This window comes from Janthinobacterium salmonicoloratum, from assembly GCF_051380845.1.
In the GTDB taxonomy this organism is placed as follows: domain Bacteria; phylum Pseudomonadota; class Gammaproteobacteria; order Burkholderiales; family Burkholderiaceae_D; genus Janthinobacterium; species Janthinobacterium lividum_F.
In genome coordinates, this window is record NZ_JBNYXV010000004.1 from 241,147 (window position 1) to 264,834 (window position 23,688).

At 64.0% G+C, this 23,688-nt stretch carries 23 protein-coding genes; 6 read left to right on the top strand and 17 right to left on the bottom strand.

Annotated features, from left to right (window positions below; translation table 11 throughout):
* Window positions 1-2 precede the first annotated feature (2 nt).
* From ACQ4WY_RS20725 to ACQ4WY_RS20750, 6 genes are all read right to left on the bottom strand, one after another.
* A complete protein-coding gene (locus tag ACQ4WY_RS20725; RefSeq protein ID WP_436505664.1) occupies window positions 3-314 on the bottom strand; it encodes a chaperone modulator CbpM in 312 nt (103 codons plus the stop codon).
* A gap of 3 nt (window positions 315-317) precedes the next feature.
* Window positions 318-1,238, bottom strand: coding sequence for a DnaJ C-terminal domain-containing protein (locus tag ACQ4WY_RS20730; protein ID WP_436505665.1), 921 nt, complete (start codon window positions 1,236-1,238; stop codon window positions 318-320).
* A gap of 132 nt (window positions 1,239-1,370) precedes the next feature.
* Window positions 1,371-2,063 (bottom strand): beta/gamma crystallin-related protein, encoded by a 693-nt coding sequence (locus tag ACQ4WY_RS20735; RefSeq protein WP_436505666.1) that lies wholly within the window; start codon window positions 2,061-2,063, stop codon window positions 1,371-1,373.
* 160 nt (window positions 2,064-2,223) lie between these two features.
* Window positions 2,224-3,213, bottom strand: a complete 990-nt coding sequence (locus ACQ4WY_RS20740) for a beta/gamma crystallin family protein (RefSeq protein WP_353658553.1) — start codon at window positions 3,211-3,213, stop codon at window positions 2,224-2,226.
* A gap of 102 nt (window positions 3,214-3,315) precedes the next feature.
* Window positions 3,316-4,188, bottom strand: coding sequence for a beta/gamma crystallin family protein (locus ACQ4WY_RS20745; protein ID WP_436505667.1), 873 nt, complete (start codon window positions 4,186-4,188; stop codon window positions 3,316-3,318).
* 167 nt (window positions 4,189-4,355) lie between these two features.
* Window positions 4,356-5,009, bottom strand: coding sequence for a beta/gamma crystallin-related protein (locus tag ACQ4WY_RS20750; RefSeq protein WP_436505668.1), 654 nt, complete (start codon window positions 5,007-5,009; stop codon window positions 4,356-4,358).
* Between the two features lie 189 nt (window positions 5,010-5,198).
* Between ACQ4WY_RS20750 and ACQ4WY_RS20755 the strand changes: the two genes are divergently transcribed.
* Window positions 5,199-6,593, top strand: a complete 1,395-nt coding sequence (locus ACQ4WY_RS20755) for an MATE family efflux transporter (protein ID WP_436505669.1) — start codon at window positions 5,199-5,201, stop codon at window positions 6,591-6,593.
* Window positions 6,594-6,824: 231 nt separating this feature from the next.
* Complete coding sequence (locus tag ACQ4WY_RS20760; RefSeq protein WP_436505670.1) at window positions 6,825-9,032, top strand: S9 family peptidase; 2,208 nt, start codon at window positions 6,825-6,827, stop codon at window positions 9,030-9,032.
* A gap of 71 nt (window positions 9,033-9,103) precedes the next feature.
* On the opposite strand, the gene ACQ4WY_RS20765 is transcribed toward ACQ4WY_RS20760, so the two are convergent.
* From ACQ4WY_RS20765 to ACQ4WY_RS20775, 3 genes are all read right to left on the bottom strand, one after another.
* Window positions 9,104-9,289, bottom strand: a complete 186-nt coding sequence (locus ACQ4WY_RS20765) for a CsbD family protein (protein ID WP_034759763.1) — start codon at window positions 9,287-9,289, stop codon at window positions 9,104-9,106.
* A 176-nt stretch (window positions 9,290-9,465) separates the two neighbouring features.
* Window positions 9,466-10,110, bottom strand: a complete 645-nt coding sequence (locus ACQ4WY_RS20770) for a class I SAM-dependent methyltransferase (RefSeq protein ID WP_436505672.1) — start codon at window positions 10,108-10,110, stop codon at window positions 9,466-9,468.
* 69 nt (window positions 10,111-10,179) lie between these two features.
* Window positions 10,180-12,264: a M13 family metallopeptidase gene (locus ACQ4WY_RS20775; protein ID WP_436505673.1), complete on the bottom strand. Its 2,085-nt coding sequence runs from the start codon at window positions 12,262-12,264 to the stop codon at window positions 10,180-10,182.
* Window positions 12,265-12,531: 267 nt separating this feature from the next.
* Between ACQ4WY_RS20775 and ACQ4WY_RS20780 the strand changes: the two genes are divergently transcribed.
* Window positions 12,532-12,804 carry a flagellar protein FliT gene (locus ACQ4WY_RS20780; protein ID WP_495542784.1) on the top strand — a complete coding sequence of 91 codons (273 nt, stop codon included), beginning with the start codon at window positions 12,532-12,534 and terminating at the stop codon, window positions 12,802-12,804.
* A gap of 422 nt (window positions 12,805-13,226) precedes the next feature.
* Here the strand turns inward: ACQ4WY_RS20780 and ACQ4WY_RS20785 are convergent, their stop codons facing one another.
* On the bottom strand, window positions 13,227-14,339 hold the full coding sequence (locus ACQ4WY_RS20785) for a type IV pilus assembly protein FimV (RefSeq protein WP_436505675.1): 1,113 nt from the start codon (window positions 14,337-14,339) through the stop codon (window positions 13,227-13,229).
* Window positions 14,340-14,511: 172 nt separating this feature from the next.
* Between ACQ4WY_RS20785 and fumC the strand changes: the two genes are divergently transcribed.
* The 3 genes from fumC to ACQ4WY_RS20800 all read left to right on the top strand — a co-directional run bounded on the left by fumC (window position 14,512) and on the right by ACQ4WY_RS20800 (window position 16,635).
* On the top strand, window positions 14,512-15,906 hold the full coding sequence (gene fumC, locus ACQ4WY_RS20790; protein ID WP_436505676.1) for a class II fumarate hydratase: 1,395 nt from the start codon (window positions 14,512-14,514) through the stop codon (window positions 15,904-15,906).
* Between the two features lie 96 nt (window positions 15,907-16,002).
* Window positions 16,003-16,224: an RNA-binding S4 domain-containing protein gene (locus ACQ4WY_RS20795; RefSeq protein WP_035825476.1), complete on the top strand. Its 222-nt coding sequence runs from the start codon at window positions 16,003-16,005 to the stop codon at window positions 16,222-16,224.
* A 126-nt stretch (window positions 16,225-16,350) separates the two neighbouring features.
* Window positions 16,351-16,635, top strand: a complete 285-nt coding sequence (locus tag ACQ4WY_RS20800; protein ID WP_035825472.1) for a hypothetical protein — start codon at window positions 16,351-16,353, stop codon at window positions 16,633-16,635.
* A gap of 4 nt (window positions 16,636-16,639) precedes the next feature.
* Here the strand turns inward: ACQ4WY_RS20800 and bufB are convergent, their stop codons facing one another.
* The 7 genes from bufB to ACQ4WY_RS20835 form a co-directional block, all read right to left on the bottom strand.
* Entirely contained in the window at window positions 16,640-18,271 is a 1,632-nt protein-coding gene (gene bufB, locus ACQ4WY_RS20805; RefSeq protein ID WP_436505678.1) for an MNIO family bufferin maturase, read from the bottom strand.
* Window positions 18,272-18,288: 17 nt separating this feature from the next.
* Window positions 18,289-18,591, bottom strand: a complete 303-nt coding sequence (locus tag ACQ4WY_RS20810; RefSeq protein WP_131690123.1) for a BufA1 family periplasmic bufferin-type metallophore — start codon at window positions 18,589-18,591, stop codon at window positions 18,289-18,291.
* 235 nt (window positions 18,592-18,826) lie between these two features.
* Entirely contained in the window at window positions 18,827-19,027 is a 201-nt protein-coding gene (locus ACQ4WY_RS20815; RefSeq protein ID WP_034759798.1) for a YjfB family protein, read from the bottom strand.
* A gap of 57 nt (window positions 19,028-19,084) precedes the next feature.
* The gene (mobB, locus tag ACQ4WY_RS20820) at window positions 19,085-19,609 is read right to left on the bottom strand and encodes a molybdopterin-guanine dinucleotide biosynthesis protein B (protein ID WP_436505679.1); all 525 of its coding nucleotides are present in this window, start codon (window positions 19,607-19,609) and stop codon (window positions 19,085-19,087) included.
* A 106-nt stretch (window positions 19,610-19,715) separates the two neighbouring features.
* Entirely contained in the window at window positions 19,716-21,203 is a 1,488-nt protein-coding gene (locus tag ACQ4WY_RS20825) for an alkaline phosphatase family protein (RefSeq protein WP_436505680.1), read from the bottom strand.
* Window positions 21,204-21,303: 100 nt separating this feature from the next.
* Complete coding sequence (locus ACQ4WY_RS20830; protein ID WP_436505681.1) at window positions 21,304-22,014, bottom strand: general secretion pathway protein GspB; 711 nt, start codon at window positions 22,012-22,014, stop codon at window positions 21,304-21,306.
* 1 nt (window position 22,015) lies between these two features.
* Window positions 22,016-23,650: an ExeA family protein gene (locus ACQ4WY_RS20835; protein WP_436505682.1), complete on the bottom strand. Its 1,635-nt coding sequence runs from the start codon at window positions 23,648-23,650 to the stop codon at window positions 22,016-22,018.
* Window positions 23,651-23,688: the final 38 nt, after the last annotated feature.

A 23,688-nucleotide genomic window follows, 5' to 3' on the forward strand; every position in this document is an offset into this window, starting at 1 on the left:
GGCTAGCCGACGCCCAGCACGTGCAGGCGGCGCCGCAGGCGCGCCACTTCTTCCGACAGGTCGACCACCAGCGCGGCCAGTTCGGCGTTCGCGTCGAACACGGATTCGATTTCGTGCAGGCGGCGCGCGCGCACCAGATCCAGGCTGGTGAAGCGCCAGGACGTCAATTGCCCCGCTGGCGGGCCGTCTTGCAGCAGCACGCCCGTCTGCACGTGCTGCACCACCCAATCCGGCTCTACGGCGCAGGCGCGCGCCAGTTCTTCCAGGCTCAGGGCACGATCTTCGAGCAATTCGCCAATTACCTTGTTTGTCATGATTTACCCTCCCAGCTTCTGGCGCGGATTGAAAGCCATCTCGCGCGCCATGGTTGCATACAGTTCCCGCGCCTTGTCATCGTTCGCCGGCGGCAGCACCACTTCCAGCAGCAGATACAGGTCGCCCGGCTGGGCGGCGGGGATGCCGCGCCCCTTCAGGCGCAGCTTGCGCCCCGTCTGCGAATTGGGCGGCACGCTGACGGACACCGTGCCCGATGGCGTGGCCACGTCGATTTCGCCGCCCAGCGCCGCTTCCCACGGCGTGACGGGCACCGTCTCGAAGACATCGCGCCCTTCCACCTTGTAGCGCGCATCGGGCCGGAAGCGTATCTCCAGGTACAAATCACCGGCCGGCGCGCCGCCACTGCCCGGATTCCCCTGCCCTTTCATGCGCAGCTGCTGTCCTTCCGTGACCCCTTTCGGTATCGTCACTTCCAGCGTGCGCTCGCGCGTCACCACGTGGCCTTGCGCATCCGCTTCTGGCACGCGCATGACGATGTGGCGCTTGGCGCCCTGGTAGCTGTCCTGCAAATCGATGGTGATGGCGGCGTGGCTATCCTCGCCCTGCATCTGGAAACTGCCGCCCGCGCGGCGGCGCCCGCCCACGTGGGCGAACAGGTCGGCAAAGAAATCGCTGTCGTCGGCGCCCGACGATTCGTAGCCCGAACCCCAGTCCGGCGGCGGGCGGAAGGGCTGCCCCTGCGCGCCCTGGTTACGACCCAGCTCATCGTAGGCGGCGCGCTTTTCCGCGTCGCCCAGCACGCCGTAAGCTTCGTTGAGGGCCTTGGTGCGCTTGTCGGCGTCCGGCTCCTTGCTCACGTCGGGATGGTATTTGCGTACCAGCTTGCGGTAGGCCTTCTTGATGTCGGCCTCGGTCGCCGTCTTCTCGACGCCAAGCTCCTTGTAGTAGTCCTTGTATTCCACCGTGCTTGCTCCCCATGGTTGAACTGCCTATGGGAAGAGTACACGAATTGGCGCCGACAACGCGTGCGCACAATACAACACCGCCCGCGAGGCACGGGGCGCGCGGGCGGTGAAAGGGGCAGCGGAAAACGCCTAGCGCACGCGGCGCAGCGAGGAAATGCGGCGGTCGAGGCCACCGTGCAGGCGGCCGTAGCTGCCTGGTCCCATGACCACGCAGCGGCCGCGGAAATTGGCATCGACGCAGAACTCCCAGCGGCCGTAATTGACGACGATCGATTCAGCGCGGTCATTGAAACCATAGCGGCTCAAGTCATGCACTTCGCGGTCCAGGCGCACGGGCCGGCCGCGCATGCCGGCGTCAGGGAACATCAGCACGGCGCCATTCATGTCGGGACGGTGTCCGCCGCCGTGGCCGGGATAACCGGGATATGGACGCTCCGGCTCCGGACGCGGAGGGCGCGGCGGGTAGGGACGGTGATCGGGGCGGTGATCGCCGCCGCCATGGCCCGGGCGGCCCACTTCGCGCACCGAAGAGATGGCGTCGTTCATGCCCGGCATGCTGTCATAGCGCCCCGGCCCGAAGGTACGGCAATTGCCCCGGTAGTTGGCGTCCTTGCACACTTCCCAGGTGCCCGAGCGCACGATGACGCTGGACGTCTTGTCGTTAAAGCCCATGCGCGACAAATCGCCCGCATCGGAACGCAGGGTGACCGGGCGGCCACGGAAACCGGCGTCCTCGAACAGGGTGATTTCGCCCGCGGATGCGGCAAGGGGGGCGAGGAAGGTGGCGGCGCACAACAGCGCGGGCCGGAAAGATCGAACCATGACAACTCCAATACTGATTACATTTTCGCCAGTGTAGTCCAGGCGGCAGGCGGCGAGTGTAACAAAGGGCAAGCAAATGTCAGCACACGGCAGAGAATGTAAAAACCGCCTGGCGGGATCAACCCGGCAGGCGGCCTGTCAGCATGACGGCTGTCGAAAATCAGCGCACGCGGCGCAGCGAGGAAATTTGGTTTTCCATGCCGTTCAGGCGTCCATATTCTCCCGGCCCGATCGTTTCGCAGCGGCCACGGAAGTTTGAATCGCTGCACACTTCCCACTGGCCCTCATTGACGACGATGGACGAGGCGCGGTCATTGAAGTTGTAGCGCACCAGGTCTTCCGCATTGCGGTCCAGCGCCAGCGGCTCGCCGCGCATGCCCGCTTCGGGGAACAGCAGGACGGCGCCGCGCTGCTGGTACTGCGGCTGCTGATATTGTGGATACTGCTGCTCGTACTGCGGCCGCTGGTACTGCTGTTCATACTGCTGCTGGCGGCGCGCTTCGCGCTCGTCGACCATGCGCGCCGACGAAACGCGCCCGTCAAGGCCGCGCCCCAGGTCGTCGTGGCGGCCGGGGCCGAAAATGCGGCAAGTCCCCTGGTAGTTCGAGTCGCTGCACAGCTGCCAATAGCCGTTATAGATGACGATGCTGGTGGTGCGGTCGTTGAAACCGATATTGACGAAATCGTCCGTGTCGCGGTTCAGGCGCGCCGAGCCGCCATTCTGACCCGCGCCCGAATACACTTCCAGGGTGCCGCCACGGCCATAGCCGCCATTGCCACGGTCGGGATCGCGCCCCGGGCGTCCCGGATTGTAGCTATCGCCGCGCCCCGATTCGCGCACCGAGGTGATGGCGTCGTTCATGCCCGGCATCGAGCGGTACTCGCCCGGTCCCAGGGTCTTGCAATTGCCGCGGAAGCCGGCATCGGTACACACATCCCAGGTCCCTGAACGCACCAGGATGCTCGACGTCTTGTCGTTGAAACCCATGCGCGACAAATCGTCCGTCGTCTCGCGCAGGTTCACTGCACGACCACGGAAATCAACGTCTTCGAACAAGGTGATATCGCCCGCATGGGCGCTTGCGTGCGCCCCTAGCGAGAGCAGCAAGGTCGCGGCGCATGCCAACGCGTGTTTGAAAGGGCCCGTCATGATTAACTCCATTCTTCATTCTTTGGTGATGATTTGCCTGGCTGTTGCGCCAGGATGCTAGTGTAACAAATACAAGGCCAGGAACAAAACCCGATCACACGCTCAGTACAGGCGGCGCAGCGAGGAAATACGCTTGTCGAGCGCCGTATTCAGCACTTCATACTTGCCCGGCCCCATGCGCTCGCAGCTGCCGTTGAACTGCGAGTCCGTGCATACTTCCCAGGTGCCTTCGTTGATGGCGATGGATTCGGCCTGGTCGTTGAAGTTCAGGCGTACCAGGTCGCTGACGTCGCGGTTCACCTGCAGCCCTCGCCCCTTCAGGAAGGCGCGGCCATACAGCACCACCAGGCCTTCGTCATTTTGCGGACGGTTCTCCTCGCGCGGATCGACCAGGCGCGCCGACGACACGCGCCCATTCAGGCTGCCCAGGTCATCGTGGCTGCCAGGACCAAAGACGCGGCAGCTGCCACGGTAATTGGAATCGCTGCACAACTGCCAGTAGCCATGTTCGACGCGCGCGCTGCTGGCGCGGTCGTTGAAGCTGATGTCGACCAGGTCGTCGCGGTCCGAATTCACACCTGCCGATGCGCCCCGCTGGCCGCTGTCGGCGAACAGCTCCAGCGCCGCGCGGTGCCCACCGCTGCCGCCGCTCCCCTGCCCGCCGCCGATTTCGCGCACGGAGGAAATTTTATCGTTCATGCCCGGCAGCGAGCGGTAATCGCCCCGTTCCAGCGTCTTGCAATCGCCCTTGAAATCGGCATGCGTGCACACTTCCCAGCTGCCCGAATCGACCTGGATGCTCGACACGGTGTCATTGAAATTGACGCGCGACAGGTCGTCCGTCGTATCGCGCAAGAGCACCACCCGCCCCTTGAAATTGTCATCGGTGTACAGGCGGATTTCGCCGGCCTGCGCCGCAAGATGGACAAACAGAGAACTAGCGCACAGCAGGGCAAAGGCGAACGGGCGATTCATGGGGCGGTCTCCAGTGGCGGCAAAGGCAGTGATCTACATTGCAACTGATCTCAGTGTAGCCATCCGTAGAAAAAACGGTGTAACAAAGTATGCGAAAAGCACAATAAATTGTTACCAAAAGAAATAGCCGGCCCCGGCAGGGACCGGCCACGCTTGCCAGCCCCGCGTCAGCGCACTTCGCGCACCGACGAGATGCGGTTGCTCAGGCGTTCCAGGCTCGCATACTCGCCGGGACCCAGCGTGCGGCAGCGGCCACGGAAATCCACGTCCTCGCACACTTCCCAATAGCCGGAGCGCACGCGCACGCTTTGCACCGTGTCGTTGAAATCGCGCTCGCGCAAGTCGGCAGCGCCATTGCGCACGGTCAGACTGCGGCCGGCGAAATCGTCGCGCGTATAGAAGGTCAGTTCTCCGCCCAGCGAGCGCCCTGGCAAATGGCCGCGCTCCCGGTCACGCTCCCAGCGGTGATCCCGATCCCGATCCCGGCCCGGATAACCGCCCCAGCCGCCGCGCACTTCGCGCAGCGAGCTGATTTTGTTGGCGCGGACATCGAGCGATGGATACTCTCCTGCCGCGAGCAGGAAGCAGGCGCCGCGAAAATCGGCTTCCTCGCACGCTTCCCAGCGGCCCGAGCGCACGCGGATGCTTTGCGTCGTGTCGTCAAAATCGACGTCTTCCAGGTCGGCGACGGCGTCGCGCACGGTGTGCGAGCGGCCGTGATAATCGTCGCGCGAATACAGGGTCAGTTCGCCCGCGCCAGCCAGTTCGGCCGTCATGGCGGCGCCCAGCAACAGGGCGCAGTTCAAGGCTTTCTTCAACATGGTCTTACTCCATAGTCAGGGTACTGCGGTTGACTATTTGGTCATTTTGCCAAATAGAGCGCGCAGTCTATCCGCGACTGGCCCACTTAGCTGTAACAAATGATTACCGCACCCGGGCGCCAGGGATGCCTCGACGGACAAGCATGGCGAATGCCGGTAGAATCTTGTGTTTAGTTAAGCTTGCCGCCCATGCCACACACTACCTCGTTCACGCTGCCCGCCGTCCGTACTGAAATTTCCTCACTGTGGAAGCTGGCCTGGCCCATCCTGATCGGCCAGCTGGCGACCGTCGGCATGGGCGCGGCCGACGTGGCGATGACGGGACATACGAATCCAGAGGAACTGGCCGCCGTTTCGCTGGGCGCGGCCATCTGGTCCATCGTGCTCGTCACCGTGAGCGGCATCATGATGGCGATCAATACCCTGGTGGCGCATGAAATCGGCGCCGCGCGCCACGACCGGGTGCCGCACATCGTGCGCCAGTCGCTGTGGAAGGCGCTGCTCGTGGGCCTGGTGGCTTGCCTGTTGACGAACATGGCGGCGCTGGTGTTCGATCACCTGATGCTGGAACCTGCCGTGGCGGCCAAGGCCAAGCTGTTCGTGCACATCATCAGCTGCGCGCTGCCGCCATTCGCCGCCTACCGCGCGCTGTATGGCTACAGCACCAGCATCAACCAGACCAAGCCCGTGATGGTCATCGCGCTGGCCGCGCTGGGCCTGAATATCCTCGTCAACTACCTGCTGATCTACGGTCACTGGGGCATGCCGAAGATGGGCGGCGTGGGCTGCGCCGTGGCCACCACCTGCTGCGTGTGGATGATGCTGTTGGCCATGCTGGCCTGGATCAGGATCGCGCCCGCCTACCACGCCACGTACCCGTTCACGCACTGGGAAGGGCCGCAGCTGTCGTCCATCGGCCCCATGCTGCGCCTGGGCCTGCCCATCGGCGTGACCTACTTTGCCGAGGTGAGCGCGTTTGGCGTCATCAGCCTGCTGGTGGCGCGCTTCGGCGTGATCCAGGTGTCGGCGCACCAGATCGCCCTGAACTTCTCGTCCGTCGTCTTCATGGTGCCGCTCACCTTCGGCATCGCGCTGGTCACGCGCGTGGGCCACGCCGTGGGCGAAGCCAATCTGCGCCGCGCCCGCTTCATTTCGTGGGTGGGCGTGGCCATGTCGCTGACGGCGGCCATCGTCTCGGCCACCCTCATCACCGTCTTCCGCCACCAGATCGCGCAAGCCTACACCTCCGACCCGCAGGTGCAGGCGCTGTGCGCGCAACTGCTGCTGTTTGCCGCCCTGTTCCAGCTGTCCGACGCGACCCAGGTGGCCACTTCCTGCGCCATTCGCGGCTACAAGGTGACGCGCCAGCCGATGCTGATCCAGCTGCTGGCCTTCTGGGGCTTCTCGCTGCCGATCGGCTACGTGCTGGGCCTCGCGCCGGCCGGTTTCATCTGGTCGCCGGCCGAGCCGATGGCCGCCGCCGGTTTCTGGATCGGCCTCGTCACGGGCTTGACGGTGGCCGCCGTGCTGCTGACCTGGTATCTGAACCGTTTGTCGCTGCAGCGCCTGCGCGCGGGGCATTGACCGCAGCGCATTGAACACAGCTCATTGGACACAGGGCGGCGCGCAATTTTAGCGCGCCACTCTTGCTGCTTCGCCATACAAAGCACCAGCACCCTACTCTTTCCACCAAAGTAAAGAAGGCAATTGCCGGATTATTCCGTGGCTGACCCTATCGCATTAAATGTCTTGCTCTGGTATCGTTTGCTGTCAAGCATTTTTCTTGACCATCCTTTTACAATCACCGAGACATCCATGCGTTTTATTCTTTGTTTTCTGGCCGCGATGGCCAGCGTTCCCGCATCGGCTGAAAAGCTGTCCCTGGAACGCATCCATGCCGATCCGGCGCTGGCCGGCCCCGGCGTGCGCTACCTGAAGGTCTCGCCTGACGGCGAGCGCGTCACGTTCCTGCGCGGCCGCGCCGACAACCAGTTCCAGCTCGACCTGTGGGAATTCAAGCTGAAAGACAAGAGCACGCACCGCCTGGTCGACTCCAAGGCGCTGGTACCGAATGAAACGATTTCGCCCGAAGAGCAGGCGCGCCGCGAACGCGAACGCACGGCCAGCCTGAACGGCATTCTCAGCTACAGCTGGTCGCCCGATGGCAAGCAGTTGCTGGTGCCGCTGGCCGGCAATCTGTACCTGGTCGACGCGGCGCACCCGGACAAGGCGCGCCTGGTCGCCAAGGGCAATGTGCTGGATCCGAAAATCTCGCCGAAAGGCCGCTACGTCTCGTTCGTGCGCGACCAGAACATCTACGTGATCGACCTGAAATCGGGCCAGGAACGCCAGCTGACGACCGATGGCAAGGGCACCATCCGCAACGGTGAAGCCGAATTCGTGGCGCAGGAAGAAATGGGCCAGCGCACCGGCTACTACTGGGCCCCCGACGATTCCGCCATCGCCTATAAACGCTATGACGAAGCGCCCGTGCCCGTCGTGCGCCGCTTCGAAATCTTCGCCGACCGCACGGACGTCGTCGAGCAGCGCTACCCGGCCGCCGGCGACCCGAACGTGCTGGTGCAGCTGCTGATCGTCTCACCGGAAACGGGCGCGCAGCGCCAGGTGGACCTGGGCACGAATCCGGACATCTACCTGGTGCGCGCCGACTGGAGCTCGGACAGCAAGTCGCTCGTCTACCAGCGCCAGTCGCGCGACCAGAAGACCCTCGACTTGGTCGCCGTCGATGCAGCCACGCTGGCGCAGCGCACCCTGCTGACGGAAACGTCGAAAACCTGGGTCAGCATCCATGACGACCTGCGCTTCCTGTCGAACGGCACCTTCCTCTGGTCGTCCGAGCGCACGGGCCGCAACCATCTGTATTTGTACGGTATGAGCGGCAAGCTGCTGCACCCGGTCACATCGGGCGAGTGGGGCATCGACAGCGTGCTGGCCGTGAACCAGAAAACGGGCAAGGTGTTCGTCTCGTCGAACCGCGACGCCGTCATCGACAAGCAAACCTACGCCCTGGCGCTGGATGGCAGCACGGCCGACAAACCGCAGCGCGTGACGAAAGCCGACGGCTGGCACGACACGACGTTCTCGCGCAATGGCGAAGTGTTTGTCGACACGTACTCCGATCCCGCCACGCCGCCGCAAGTAAGCATCCACCGTCCGGACGGTTCGATGGTGGGCTGGCTGGAAGAAAATGCACTGAACGCCAGCCACCCGTACGCCAAATACAAATCGGATCACCTGCCGACGGAATACGGCACCCTGAAAGCCAACGATGGCCAGACGCTGTATTACTCCATCGTCAAACCGTCGAACTTCGACGCGGCAAAACGCTACCCCGTCTACCTGTCGACGTATGGCGGCCCGCACTCGCAGCACGTGGCGCGCCGCTGGGGCAACAACTTCGACCAGTACATGGCGCAGCAAGGCTTTGTCGTCTTCCGCCTCGATAACCGTGGTTCGTCGCGCCGCGAACGCGCGTTCACGGACGCCATCTATCACAACTTGGGCGCAGCCGAAGTGGCCGATCAACTGGTCGGCATCGACTGGCTGGGCAAGCAAAGCTTCGTCGATCCTAAACGCATCGGCGTGTTCGGCTGGAGCTACGGCGGCTTCATGACCCTGCGTTTGCTGTCGGCAGCCTCCGACAAGATCGCCATGGGCGTCTCGGTGGCGCCCGTCACCGACTGGTCGCTGTACGACACCCACTACACGGAGCAATTCCTCGGCATGCCGAAGGAAAACGTGGATGGCTACAAGGCCAGCACCGTGTTCGCCCACCTCAACGGCTTGAAGTCGCCGCTGCTGCTGGTGCACGGCATGGCCGACGATAACGTGTTGTTCAGCAATAGCACGCGCCTGATCGACGCCCTCGTCAACCGCGGCGTGCAATTCGACCTGATGACGTATCCGGGCGCCAAGCACGGCATCTCGTCGCGCGCGGGCCAGCGCCACGTGTACAAGAAAATTGAAATGTTCTTCAAGCAAAACCTGGGCGTAGCGAAGTAAAGCGCCACTACAAATAAAAACCGCCGCCTGTCTTGCGACAGGCGGCGGTTTTTTCATTCTTGCTGCCAGATTTACGGTTTGCGAGTGACGGTCTCGACTGCGTCTTTCACATCGCCAACCTTCTTCTGCACTTTGCCTTCGACCTGGTTTGCCAGGCCCTTGGCTTGCTGTTCTTCGCTGCCGACGACTTTGCCAGCGGCTTCCTGGATTTTACCGCCGACTTCCTTCAGTTTACCTTCGACTTGATCTTTGTTCATGATGGATCCTCACTGTAGTTGGTACCTCTGTAGTCCGGCACCCGAAGGGCCGGTACTGCGGCTCACACGCTGTTGCAAACTGCTTGCTGCGTGTCGATGTGTCCATAGTACGCAAGGAGTATCAAAGGCTCTGTACGGTTCCTAACACATGCTCAAATTCATCCAACATACGCCAATCAGCCGTGTTTGCGCCAGACGGTCGCCAGCCACGGCTGCTGCGCGCGCGGCAAGCCGGGCGGACGGTAGTACTGCTCGACCAGGGTAAAGCCGGCCGCCTGCACAAACGCGGCCCACGTCTCTTCGTCGTGATAGCTGCCATAGCGCGCGCCATTCCAGCCCTCCTGGTTGTGGCCGCGCGGATTTGAGCTGAACAGTACGCCGCCTTCCTTCAGGCACGCGTACAAAGCACGCAGCACGCCAGGCAAGACGGCGCTGGGCACGTGGAACAGCACGGCATTGGCGAACACGCCGTCAAAGTGCCCAGCCGGTAAATCGAGGTCGACGAAATCCTGCTCCCATACTGTGCAGCCGCTGTAGGCGCGCGCCATCTCGACGAAACGGGGGCAGCCATCGACGCCCGTGGCGTGGTGCCCCATGGCCGTGAACGCTTTCAGATCGCGGCCCGGGCCGCAACCAAGGTCGAGGATCGCCAGCGGTGCCGGCCTGTCGATGGCTTTCATCAGCGCATTGATGTTCTGGCTGACGTCGTGATCGCGCGTGCCTTCGAAAAACTGCTCGGCGCTGGCGTCGTAATGGGCCAGGGTGCGCCCGGTGATCGCGTGGATGGGGTCTTGCGGATCTTGCGGTGGGGTCGGCTTCATGGCGCTCCTGTCATCGATGGGCGCATTTTACGCTGCCGACCGGCTCCCCGGCCGGCAGCGTCAGCACCCTTACCAGACGCGCACGCGCTGTTCCGGTGTCAGATACAACTGCTGCCCCGGCTTGACGCCGAAGGCCGGGTACCAGGCGTCGAGGTTGCGCACGGTGGCGGCGCGATATTGCGCCGGCGCATGGCCATCCGTGAGGATTTGCTGGCGCGCCGCCGCGTCGCGCGCCTTGCTGCGCCAGCTGACGCCGTAGCCCGTGAAGAAATCGCGATCCGCGCCCGCCTGCACCGGCTTGCCTTGCTGCGACAGGGTGAACGCGTCATGCGCGGCCGCCACGCCGGCCAGGTCGGCCAGATTTTCGCTCAGGGTCAGCTGGCCATTCACGGCCAGGTCGGGAAACGGCTTGTAGGCTGCGAACTGCGCCACCAATTGCTTGGATGCCGACTGGAAATGTGCCAGATCGGCTGGCGTCCACCAGTCGCGCAGCTTGCCCTGGGCGTCGAACTGTGCGCCCTGGTCATCGAAGCTGTGGCTGATCTCGTGGCCGATGGTGGCGCCGATGCCGCCATAGTTGGCCGCATCGGATGCTTGCGGGTCGAAAAACGGCGGCTGCAAGATGGCGGCGGGGAAGTTCAGCGCATTTTGCAGCGGCAAGTTGACGGCATTGACCAGCTGTGCCGGCATGGCCCAGTCCTTGCGGTCGGGAGACTGGCTCAGCTTGGCCAGCTCCTGGCGATAGTGAAACTGTTCCGCCCGCTGCACATTGCCCAGCGCGTCACCGCGCACCACGCGCAAACCCGCATAGCTGGTCCAGCGCTCCGGATAGCCCACGCCCACGTACAGGGTCTTGAGTTTTTCCTGCGCCTGCGCCTTGGTGGCCGGCGCCATCCAGTCCAGCTTGTCGATGCGGCGCGAGAAGGCGGCGACGATATTCGTCACCATGTCCTGTACGCGGGCTTTCGATTCAGACGGGAAATAGCGTTCCACGTACAGCTTGCCGACGGCGTCGCTCAGCGCCGCATTCGTCGCGGCCAGCGCGCGCTTGCTGCGCAGCGACTGCTGCGGCGTGCCGCTCAGGGTGCTGCCATAGAAGGCGAAGCGCTGGTCGGCGGCTGCCTTCGGCAAGGTGGTGCTGAAATGGTTGATCGCGTGGAAGGCGAGGAAATCTTTCCACGTGGCCAACGGCACGCTCGCCACCAGCGCGGCGCTGCCCGTCATGGCCGTCGGATGCCAGACGATGAAATCCGCCTGCTTGCCCAGGCCGGCCGCCTGGAAGAAAGCTTTCCAGTCCAGGCCCGGCGCCTTGCTGGCGAAGTCGGCGGCGCGCCACGCGTTGTTGCCCTTGGCGACATCGGCAGAATCCTCGCGGCTGGCGTGACTCGCGGCAATTTGCTGCTCCAGCGCAAACACGCGCGCGGCGCGGGCCGGCGCATCGCTGTAGCCAGCTTGCTTGAGCATGGCGGCGATATGCGCCTGGTAGCCCGTGCGCAAGCCCTGCATGCGGGCGCTGTCGCCCTGGTAAAAGGCGCGGTCGGGCAAACCCAGTCCGCCTTGCAACAGGTAGGCCACGTTGCGCGTGGTGTCGTTCAAGTCTTGCGCCACCCACAGGCCGAACAGGTTTTCCGTATAAAAATTGGTGGCGTTGAGCGGATCGACATCGGCGCGCAAGCTCTCGCCCAACGCGCGGGCCAGCCCTGCCTGGTCGCGTATGCCATTAATCTTTGTCAACAAAGGCTTGATCGGTGCCCAGCCTTTCGCTTCGATAGCAGATTCATCCATCCAGGAACGGTAAAAATCGCTGACCTGGCGCGCGGACGCATCCGCCTGTGGCGCCGCCGCCAAGCCTTCCACGAGGGCGATGATGCGCTCGTTGGTAGAGTTGGCGAGGATGGCGAACGAGCCCCAGCTGCTGCGGTCGGCGGGGATCTCCGTGCCGCGCAGCCAGTCGCCATTGACGAAATCATAAAAATCGTCGCCGGGCAAGACAGCCTTGGGCGCCGCCATCGCGGCGGCAGGACTGGCGACCGCCTCCTGGCCATGTGCGTGGACGACGCCGCCGGCCAGCGCGATGCCGGACAGGGCCAGCGCCATGGCGCGCATGCGCCAGGGAGCAGGGAAAGAGGAAGCGGCAGCAGTGACAACGCGCATGGTGATCCTTTCAGGCAAAGTGACGACAGTAGTGTGCAAAATCATAACGCGTTTTGAGGCGCCGCAACACATCCCTCTGTCACCGCGACGCCAGCGGGTATGCGGCTTGGCAGGCGATTCCGGCGGCATACAAGCAATCATCTAAATTATTTTCATTTTTTTTCAAAAAAACCCTCAAGTTCCCGTTCTGGCCGCCGTTAATCTAGACAAGCGGTAATCCATTCACTAGTTACGGGTGTGCTCATGACCTCCAACGACGTTCTCTCGATGTATGAAAATATTGCAGGAATGACCAACAAAATGGTCGTGGCCGCACGCTCGAGCGACTGGGATGGCTTGAATACCCTGGAAAACCAGTGCGCCAGCGCCGCCAGCCCGACCATGACGGGCAAGGTACCGGCCCTGGCTGGCGCCTCACGCCAGCGCAAGATTGACTTACTCAAGCAAATCCTGGCCAATGACCGCGAAATACGCACCATCACGGAACCGTGGATGACGCAGCTGTCGAACGGGATGCAGGGTTCGCGCGCCCGCATGTAAACAAGCAAGCTTGCAACGCCAGAAACAACAAAAGCACCTGCGGGTGCTTTTTTTACGTCTGTCGCCGTATCAGGAAGCGCGGTATCTGCGGCGCCCGGAAAGCAAGGAGGGGGAATTTGGAAGGCGAGCCCCAGGTATCTCCTGGCGTCGCCTCGCTGCCGGTTGCATCCGGCGTTCGCGAGCACATCGTCGGCATCGCAAACCGCTTCCAGGCCCAGGCGTTTATGCAACGCTACACCTGTTTGCCGCGCCACACTATCGTTGGTGACTGCGACAGGCTGGGGCTGTTTTGTCGTAGAGCAAGTCCACTGAATTAATCATATCACCATCTTTGAAAAATAGCTAACACGATAGACAGGCACTTTCCCGTCTCTTTCAATATCTTTTTTTATATCAAATTTTAGTGCGACCTTGCGGCAGCGTTAACGCGAGAACGGCTCCGCTTCCGGCTCGGCCACCGCCTCCTCCACCGTTTCCGTCAGCACTGGCACGTCCTTCTTCTTGCGACCGAATGACTTGCGCAGCAAGACCCAATATTTCGATGGCGTGCCCGGCTGCGCCGCTTGCTTGCGTTTGCGCACGGCATACACGATGACCGCCGTCAGCAACAGGAAGATCAGGGTGCAGATACCGAGCCACAGCAAGCCGTTGCCGCCCGCTTTCTTTTCCTTGTCAACTATTGGCGGCATCAGGGGCTTGGGCTTGGCATGCGGCGCTTGCGCTACGGCAAGCGCCGCAGCAGGAGGAACGGCAGGCAGCGCCAGCGCCTTTTGCAAGGCGCCGATCTTCCCTTCCAATTCACCGAGCTTGTCATTCAAGGCAGCGTTTTTCTCGTCCAATGCCACGCACGCTGCCGTCTGCCCGGCATCCGCCTGCGGCGCGCAAGCGGCCACGGGGGCGGCGGCGCGGCGCAACGGCGGCGGGCGCAGCGCGGGGGCAGCCGGCGTGGGTGTGGCGGGCGGTGGTACGAACACGCGCGCCGGCCGCACCAGGCCCTCGGCGCGGGCGCGGGCCGCCAGCGCGGCGGCATCGGGCGACGCTGCGCCCGACACAGCACGTGGAAACGGCAGCGGCGCGGGCACAGGCGCGGCAACAGGGGAGACAGGCCTGACTGGCGCGCTGATGGCAGCGGGTGGCGCCGGCGTCAGCCACAAGGTGCCCAGGCGCACGATGGCGCCACTGCCATTGCCCAATAACAAATACAAATGCACGTGGCCACCCTGGATCGCTTGCCGGGTGCTCACGCGCACATAGTGGCGTCCACCACGTTCCAGCGGGCTGATCGTCAAGGTCTGCAGGGCCGGATCCATGCCGATGCCGCCACCGCGGTACACATCGGGCGAGGCCAGGCGCACGGCCACGCCGTTGGCTTCCTCGGGCGCCAGGGCCGTCAGTTCGATCTCGGCCAGCAAGGGCTGGCCCACGTGCGACAGCACCGCCATCTCACCCAGTTCGGCCGCCATGACGGGCGGCAAGGCCAGGCTGGCGGCGGCGCACGCGATCAGGGACCAACGGGGAAAGATGCTGCTCTGCATGGACTGATCGCTTTGATAACAAGATAAATAAGGGGAACTCGCCTGTCTTTAACGGCAGGAAATCGCAAAAATATAGATGGGCTACGGCAAAAATGATGCAATACAGCATCATCCTGTGCCTTTTTGACGTCTGGAGTACACTCGATCCACCTCCATCGATGAAAGGGATGTCATGAGTAGCAGAATCGAACGCGACAGTTTCGGCCCGATCGACGTACCCGCCGACCGGCTTTGGGGAGCGCAAACGCAGCGCTCGCTCGAGCACTTCCATATCTCCACGGAAAAGATGCCGCCCGAACTGATCGCCGCCCTGGCCACCGTCAAGCGCGCGGCCGCCCACGTCAACCTGGACCTGGGTCTGTTGGACGGCAAGAAGGCCATCGCCATCACGCAGGCAGCAGACGAAGTACTGGCCGGCAAGCACAACGGGGAATTCCCGCTGGCCGTCTGGCAGACGGGCTCTGGCACGCAAAGCAATATGAACATGAATGAAGTGCTGGCCAACCGCGGTTCCGAGCTGATCGGCGGCTTGCGGGGCGCCGAGCGCCTGCTGCACCCGAATGACGACGTCAACCTGGGCCAGTCCTCGAACGACATTTTTCCGACCGCCATCCACGTGGCGGCCGCGCTGGCCGTCGCCAACACGGTCTTGCCGCCGCTGCGCCAGTTGCGCGCCACCCTGGACGCCAAGGCCACGGAATTTGCCGACATCGTCAAGATCGGCCGCACCCATTTGCAGGACGCGACGCCACTGACCCTGGGCCAGGAGTTTTCCGGCTACGTGGCGCAGCTGGACTTCGCCGAGCACATCATCACGGCATCGTTGCCGCCGCTGCTGCAGCTGGCCGCCGGCGGCACGGCCGTCGGTACGGGTTTGAATGCCCACGTGGAATTTGCGGACCGCATCGCCGCGGAACTAGCGCGCCTGACGGGCCAGCCGTTTGAGACAGCCAGCAACAAGTTTGCCGCCCTGGCCGCCCACGATGCGCTGGTGGCCGCCCATGGCGCGCTGAAAACCCTGGCCACAGCGCTGATGAAAATCGCCAACGACGTGCGCTGGATGGCGTCCGGCCCCCGTTCCGGCCTCGGTGAAATCACCATTCCTGAAAACGAGCCGGGCAGCTCCATCATGCCGGGCAAGGTCAATCCTACCCAGTGCGAAGCGCTGACCATGCTGTGCTGCCAGGTGTTTGGCAACGATGTCGCCATCACGGTGGGCGGCGCCTCGGGCAATTTCGAGTTGAACGTCTTCAAGCCCTTGATTGCGCATAACTTCCTGCAAAGTGCGCGCCTGCTGGGCGACGGCATGCGCAGCTTCGACGCGCATTGCGCGCATGGCATCGCGCCGAACCGTGTACGCATCGCCGAACTGATGGAACGCTCATTGATGCTGGTCACGGCGCTGGCGCCGCACATCGGCTACGACAAGGCGGCGCAAATCGCCAAGCAGGCCCAGCACGAAGGCACGACCTTGAAGGAAGCTGCACTGGCCCTGGGCTTCGTGACGGAAGAGCAATTCAGTGCGTGGATCGTGCCATTGGAGATGACGCGGCCCAACAAAAGTTAAGGCTCAGCCTGCATTCTCCCTCGCTTCATGTAAACTATGACCTTAGTTGATGCCGTCACCAAGTGTTTAAAACACATCATTGCAATAAGGGATACAATGCAAAAAGTAAGCTTTGATTTAACATCCGAGTTTGTCGAGCTGAACCAGCTATTGAAGCTGGTCGGCCTGTGCGACAGCGGTGGCGCAGGCAAGGTCATGGTCGATAGCGGCGTGGTGAAGGTCGATGGCAAGAAGGAATTGCGCAAGACCGCCAAGATCCGCGCCGGCCAGGTCGTCAGCGTGGGCGATATCCGTATCACGGTCGTCGCCCCGGTCTGACCCCTGCATGGGGGTGCGAAAGCAGCCCCATGCGTCCAGCCAGCACTCTGCCAGCCCGGCTGCCTGGATCAGGCTGCAAACATGTCGTTATTGTCAGATAAATATCGATTGCAGAAGGGAAGCGCCATGGACCAGCCCGAACAAGGTACGCGTAGCCAGGAACGCCTGATCGGCGACTTGCGCCAGGTCATAGAAAACGCGGAAGAATTGCTGCGTAACACAGACAAATACACCAGCAGCCTGTACCAGAGCGCGCGCGCCAGACTGGAACTGGCCCTCGTCGCGGCCACTGCCGAACTCGCGCGCTTTGAAGAAGAGCAAGTCACGCGCATGATGGACGCCACCCTGGCCGCGAATGCCCTGTACCGCGATCAGACGGGCGAAGCGCGCCTGCTGCGGGCCTTCGAGTAGACCATTATGCTGCCAGCACCGCATGCGCCAGCCACTGGCGCAAGTATCCGGCCAGGTCAAATGCCGGAGCCAGCTCGAATGCCGCATCGAGCGCCGCGCCAAACGTCTGGCCCTGCTGCAAGGCCAGCAAGGCCGCATGCGCCGCCCCATCCACGACCAGCACCTGCGCCTTCCAGCGCGGCCGGCACACCAGTGCGTAGCTAGCCACCTGCATATCCTGCGGAAACGCCCCCTGCCCTTTACTCTGTCCATCCCCCTCCTGATGTGCCTGCCACAGGGCCGCCGCCTGCCAGTTTGATGCCAGCAAGGCGCAAGCGGGATGCAAGGCAAAATGGCGCGCTTCCAGTTGATCGGGAGGCAAGCCTGCCAGCGACTCGGGCGCCAGGCCCTGCGCATCGGGCGCGTAATGGGCCAGGTGCACGGCCCATTCCAGGCGCGCCATGTCTGGCAGGTAGGGCAACTCGGCCACGGGCGGGAACGCAGCGAGAAAATCGGCGAAACGGGCGCCAAACTGGTTCAAATCGGCGCTATCTGACGGATACTGGCGGCCGTACGCGCGCGCCAGGCCGCCAAAGAAATCCTCGCCCACGAGCGCCAGCACGACGGGGTAGGCCTGGCCCAGAGTGCGGCGCCAGGTGGCGTTCAAGTTGCTGCGGTACAGTGAAAAACGCTGCGAGACAGCCTCTCCTGCAAATGATGGCAGGACTGCCACAGTATCAAACAAGGCCGTGGCAAACGCTTGCTGACCGGCCGCCAGCGTATCGGCAGGAAGGGCCGGCGCCAGCGCCAGCAGCGCTCCCTGCCATGGCGCCTGCGGTGCATGGCGCGCCAGCATGGCTTGCGCCTTGTCCGCTTCGCCCAGCAGGATATCCAGTAGCGGTATATCCGTATCCCATTCGACCAGGGTGGGAATGGCGCCGAAGCGCAGCAAGGCGGCCGCATACAAGTCCCAGACAGGATCAGCCACGGCGGCGCCATGGTGGTCGATCACGGCGTGCGGCGTCAGCAAATGGCCGCCCAGGTGCAGCTCGCCCACGCTGCCCGGCGCGATGGACTGCATGGCCGTCAAGGCGTCTTCGCCGTGGTTGCACTGGTTCACATACAGGTTATTGATATCGAGCAGCAACCCGCAGCCGCTACGGCGCGCCAGCTCCGCCAGGAATTGCGCCTCGCTCATGGCATCGTCGGCAAAGCGCAGGTAAGTGGAGACATTCTCCAGCAAGATCGGCCTTTTCAGCACCTCCTGCACTCTCCCCACTCTTGCGCACAGCAAGTCCAGGGCGGCGCCATTCAAGGCCAGCGGCAACAGATCATTGAGTTGCCGTTGCGCCACGGCGCCCCAGCACAGGTGTTCCGACACGAGGGCCGGCTCGGTGCGCTCGACCACGGCGCGCACGCGCTGCAAATGGGCTTCGGAAAAGCCGCGCGCAGAACCCAGGCCCAGGCCCACGCCATGCAGGCTGAGCGGGTAATCCTGGCGCAGTGCCTGCAGCACATGACTATCCCAGCCCGAAGGCTGCAGATAATTTTCGGTATGCACTTCCAGCCAGCCCACCTTGGGCCGGCGCGCCAGGAAGTCGCGGTAGTGCGCGGCGCGCAGGCCGACGCCGGCAAGCGCCTGGATGGGCGGCGGCATGGGAAGGTCGCGGACGTTTACGGCTGCGTAGCCGGTTTTGCCGCCTTGCCGGCCTTGATGGGCTTGACGGAGCCGCCCGCCTGTTCGCACGTGCCCTTGGCAACATAGGTCCATTCCGTGGGCAGATTGTCCGCCTCGGCCTGGCCCGCGCAGGAATGCGCGCCATCGGACGAGGCGCAATCGTTCTGCCCTGCCTTGGCCACACCGTAGCATTTTTCCTTGTCGCCAGGAGCGGGACCATCGTGCGCGGCCGCGTTGACTGTGGTGCCGGCGCAGATGCCCGCGAGGGCGGCGGCGATGAGAGCTTGACGTTTGTTCATGGGGATTCCTCTTGCATGGGTCAAAGTAATGGCACGCCCCGGGCTGCGCCATGGGCAACGCGAGGTAACGGCCATCATTTTACTGAATCGGCCGCGCCATGGCGAACCATGGTCAATTAGTCAATTTGATAGAGGCAGGAAGGGAGATAGAAGACAGACACCCACTCTCCACCGTCGATGACGGTGGTGTGGGCATGGCGGTGGCGAGCGCCGGACTGGCGCCGCGGGACTGCGCTCAGGCTGTCGTGTTGATGCGGTTACCGAGGTGAGCAGGCAGGCTAGGCGCCGCCTGTATCGGTGGCAGGGCTGCCAGCAAGGCTGTGGCAGTCGAGCTTTGAATATCCTGGGCTTTTTTCAGGACAGTCAAACCGACGGCTTGCCGCGTGCCTGTCTCCGCCATCGTGGTTGACAGTTGAGCAATGCTTCCGACGTCCATACGTTTCTCCAATGAGGTTCTACCCTTGTTAACGGATGCCGCCGGAAAACCTTTAGCTTATTTTTCCAGTCTTTGCAGCAGCCAGGCCAGCACGTGCTCGCGCGCATTCAAGTCCAGCCATTGCACGCCCGCACGCAAATCGGCCGGCGCCGGGCTGTCCGAGGCGACGGCGATCACATGCGGGTCATGCGGATACAGGGGCGCCTGCCCCACTTCCGGGCGGAACACTTCCAGCTTGGCAATGGGGTCCGTCTTGAAACCTTCGACCAGGGTCAGGTCTGCCGGCCCCATGCGAGCCAATTGCTGCGCCAGGCTCGGCTCGGGCGCGCCACGCAGCTCATGTACGATGGCAAAGCGGTACGGCGACGCCACCAGCACTTCCGCCGCTCCGGCCAGGCGCAGGCGGGCGCTGTCTTTTTGCGGTGGCTCCAGCGCCAGGTCATGGTGGCTGTGCTTGACCAGGTTGACGCGCAATCCGCGCGCCGCCAGTTCCTTCACCACAAACTCCAGCAGGGTCGTCTTGCCGCTACCGGAACGGCCGATCACACCGAGTACAGGGTGTGCGGGCATCGCATCGTGCATGGTCACTCCTTGATTGAGAAGGAATGATTATACGCAGCCCCACCGGCCCAGCGCCTGGCGCCGGCGACGCGCATTGCCCAGCTCATTGCCAAACTCATTGCGCAGATCAAGCGCCTGTGGATTTTCCGCCATTCGGGTCGCCAAAGGGCGCAGGCTTGCCGCCCTTCCGCCGGCGCCTGCCCGCCGGCTTCGGCGCTGTCGTGCCCGCCGTTTTGCCCGCTGCCTTGCTCGCTGCCTTGCCATTCACCGCTTGCGCATTCCTGGCCGTGCGCGCCGATTGCCGATGGGCAGCGATCGCGCCTGCCTCCGCATCGGACTGGAAGGGTGCGGCGGCAGCGGCGGCCAGCTCGCCATCAGGCTGGCAGGCAGGTGCCAGCGGGGCGAAATCCTGTGCCCGCACCTCCGCTTCCCAGGCGGCGCGCTGCGCCAGCACAGCGGCGGGCACGGCGGGCGCCGCGCGCGGCTGCGCCAGAGTCAGCACGGCGCCCAGGCCGCTGGCGGCCCCCACGCGCGCGCCCATCTGGGGCAAGGCGCCATCGGCGGCGCGGCAAAAGCGCTGCAGGATGGTTTTAATAATCGATGTGTGGTCGACCACCTCGTGGCTGACGCTGCCCGTCGCGATCAGCGGCGACACCAGCAGCATGGGCACGCGCACGCCGTACTGGCGGAAGGCGGGATCATCGTCCACAGCGGTCGGGGGCGGCACATGATCGAAAAAGCCGCCGTGTTCGTCATAGCTGAGGATGAGCAAGGTGCGCGCCCAGGCGGGACCACGCGACAAGGCCTGGTAGACCTGCGCCACCAGCGCCTGGCCGGCGCGGATATCGGCCGGCGGATGGTCGTCATTCTCAAAAAAATGCGGATCGATCCAGCTGACCGAGGGCAAGGTGCCCGCCAGCGCATCGCCGATGAAGCCATAACGGCGCGCGCTGGAACCGAACGGTTCGTACAGCTCGGACGAGCGGTAATGGTCGTCCGTCAGGGCCAGGCTCCAGGGCTTCCAGGCGGAATAAAATTTCCAGCTGACCTGGGCCCGCTCGAGGTGCCGCACGAAGGACTTGTTCGCATACAAGGGCACGCGCTTGCTGTCTCGGCTGCCGGCCGCCTTGCCGCTGACCGCATACAGGCGGTTGGGCCAGGTGGCGCCCGGCACGGAACTGTAGCAGCGGTCGCAGACGCAGAACTGCTGCGCCAGGAAATCGTACATGGGCAAGTCGGCCGCATTATAGTAACCCATCACCAGGTTGATGTCGGGGTCGCCCGGATGCGTTTGCGCATAGTCGTCGACGAAGCCGCCATTGTTGTTTTGCAATTGCTGCGCCACCGACAGGCCCGTATGCGACGGATCTTGCTGCGGGCCGAAGGCCGTGCGCCGCAAATGGTGCACGGGGTAGGCCACGCCCCCATGCAGGTTGGCATGGCTGACCTGCAAGCCGTCGATGTCGGCGCGCCCGCCTTCCAGGCTCAGGTAGCCGAGCATGTGGTCAAAGGAACGGTTTTCCATCATCAGCACGACGATATGCTCGATGCGCGCCAGGTTTCCCAAGCCATGCGCATCAAGCACATCCTCGCCAGCATCTGCGGCAGCAATCATCGGACCTCCCCGGCCGCGCACACGGGCGCAGCGATCCTGGTTCGACCAGGCCTGGCCAGTATGGTTCAGCTATGGCGGCCCGGCCTTGATGCGCAACAACTCAATACGGCACGCGGTAGCGGTAGCCCTTGAAACTGAAGATGGCTGCCTTCGGCTGCAACTTTTCCAGCACCAGACCGGGCGCCAATTCCTCGCCTTCGTGGCGCAAGACCTTGTCGATCAGCAGCAGGCGGTCGGCCGGATTCTTCGAATAGATATAGCCGCCGATGGCGATAGCGGGAATTTGCCGCTGTATCGGCTCGGGCAAGTCGCGCATGCCCGGCACGGCCTCTTCGGCTGCCAGCGCGGGCGCGGGCGCGGCCGGCGCCGGCACGGGGACGGGCGGCGTGGCCTGGCCTGGCGACTCCTGCTTCGGTTCCGGTACGGGCCTGGCATGGTGCACGGGCGCGGCGGTGGCCGCCGGCGGCACGGGCGTGACTTGCGGGACGGGGGCTGCCACAGGCGCGGGCGCGGCTGGCGGGACGACTACCGGCAGCGGCGCGGGCACAGCCTGGGCCAGCACAACAGGGACAGCAGCGGCCACAGGTGCAGGTGCAGGTGCAGCCGCACCCGCTTGCCAAGGCTGCCATAGCAGCAGTGCGGCAGCCACGGCCACAGCCACGCCGCCCAGCGCCAGCCAGACGGGCGCGCGCCGCGCCGCGCCGGACGCTGCGGCATCGTGCAGCTGCACTTGCGGTGCGTGGATCGACGGCAACTCGCCCAGTTGGCGCTCGGCTTGCGATTTTTTCAGTGCTTCAAGTATGTAGGACATCTTATTTCCCCGCCACCATCGCCGTCGCAGCGGGCGCTACCACGGCAGGAGCTGCGCTGCTCAGACGCGGCTCCGAGTTGTCACCCAGTTGCATCAGGCGTATATACGTTTTCGGGCCCGCCAGGCCATCGGCCCGCAGGTTCTGGCGCTGCTGGAAAGCGCGCAGCAGGCCTTGCATCTCAGCATCGAGCGGCAGATTGCCGGCCGGCGGCGGCAAGCCCTGCTGCTGCGCCAGGCGCTGCGCCAGCCAGTCCACGTCGGCGCCACGGGCACCCAGCGGCACTTCGTCGCGCCAGCTGCGCGGGGCGCGCCAGAAAGTCGTGAAACTGCCATCGCTGCGCTGCGCCAGCTGGGCCAGCGGCAGGCTTTGCTGCTTACCGCCCAGCATCAGCGTGGCGTTCTCGTCTTGCACGCGCGTGAGCAGCGCCAGCTGTTCTACCCCTTGCCCATCGCGCAAGGCCAGCATGGCAGGACGGTCCAGTACGCGCAGCTCGGCGATGCCGCCCCTGCTGTGCAGGCAACGCAAGCCGGCGCGGGCGCCCGCCTGGCAAGCGTCGCCGGCCGGCAACTGCTCGCCCCACAGGGCGGCCAGCTGGCGCAGCACGGCATTGCGGTCCGGCACGCTCACCGGCGCGGGGGCGGATGCGGCGGCAGCCACCACGGCGGACGCGGCCGGCTGCGAGGCGGCCAAGGCAGATACAGCGGGCGCAGAGGATGGGCGCGGCATGAAATGCCAGGCCAGCGCGGCCGTGACCACGGCGCCAGCCAGCACGCCGGCCGCCACGTGCGGCCAGCGCAGGCCCCGTCCGGCAGTCGGTTTCCCCTCTTCCGCAAACACTTCCTCGGCGGCACGGCGCAGTATCTGGCGCGTCACCTGCGGCTGGTTTTCCACGTAGGCGCCCAGCAGCGCGCGGTCGCACAGCAGGTTGATGCGGCGCGGCACGCCGTGGCTCATGGCATGGATCTGCGCCATCAAACGGGGGGCGAACGGCGTCTGCGCCGTGCTGCCCGCCACGGCCAGGCGGTGGCGGATATAGCTGGCCGTCTCGTCCGCCGACAGCGAACCCAGGTGATAACGGGCGATCACGCGCTGCGCCAGCTGCTCGAGCTCCGGCCGGGCCAGCATGGCGCGCAATTCTGGCTGGCCGATGAGTATGATCTGCAGCAGCTTGCGCTCGCTCGTCTCCAGATTCGTCAACAGGCGCAATTGCTCCAGCACGGCGGCGGAGAGGTTTTGCGCTTCGTCGATGATCAGCACATTGTTCTTGCCCTGCGCATGGCTGGCCAGCAGGTGCGCATTGATGGCGTCGACATAGCCCTTCACGCTGGCCACGCCGGGCGCCAGGGCGATGCGGAATTCCTCGCAGATCGACAGCAGCAATTCCTCGACGGACAACTTCGGATTGAAGATATAGGCCAGCTGGCAATTTTCCGGAATCTGTTCCATGAAGCAGCGGCACACGGTGGTCTTGCCGGCGCCGATTTCTCCCGTCAGCAGCACGAAGCCGCCGCCGCTGCCCACGCCATACAGCAGGTGCGCCAGCGCTTCGCGGTGGCGTTCGCTCATGAACAGGTAGCGCGGATCGGGGGCGATCGAGAACGGCGATTGCTTGAGCTGGAAATAATGCGTGTACATGGAGACCCTGCGGATGAAACGATCAAAATGCGCGGCGG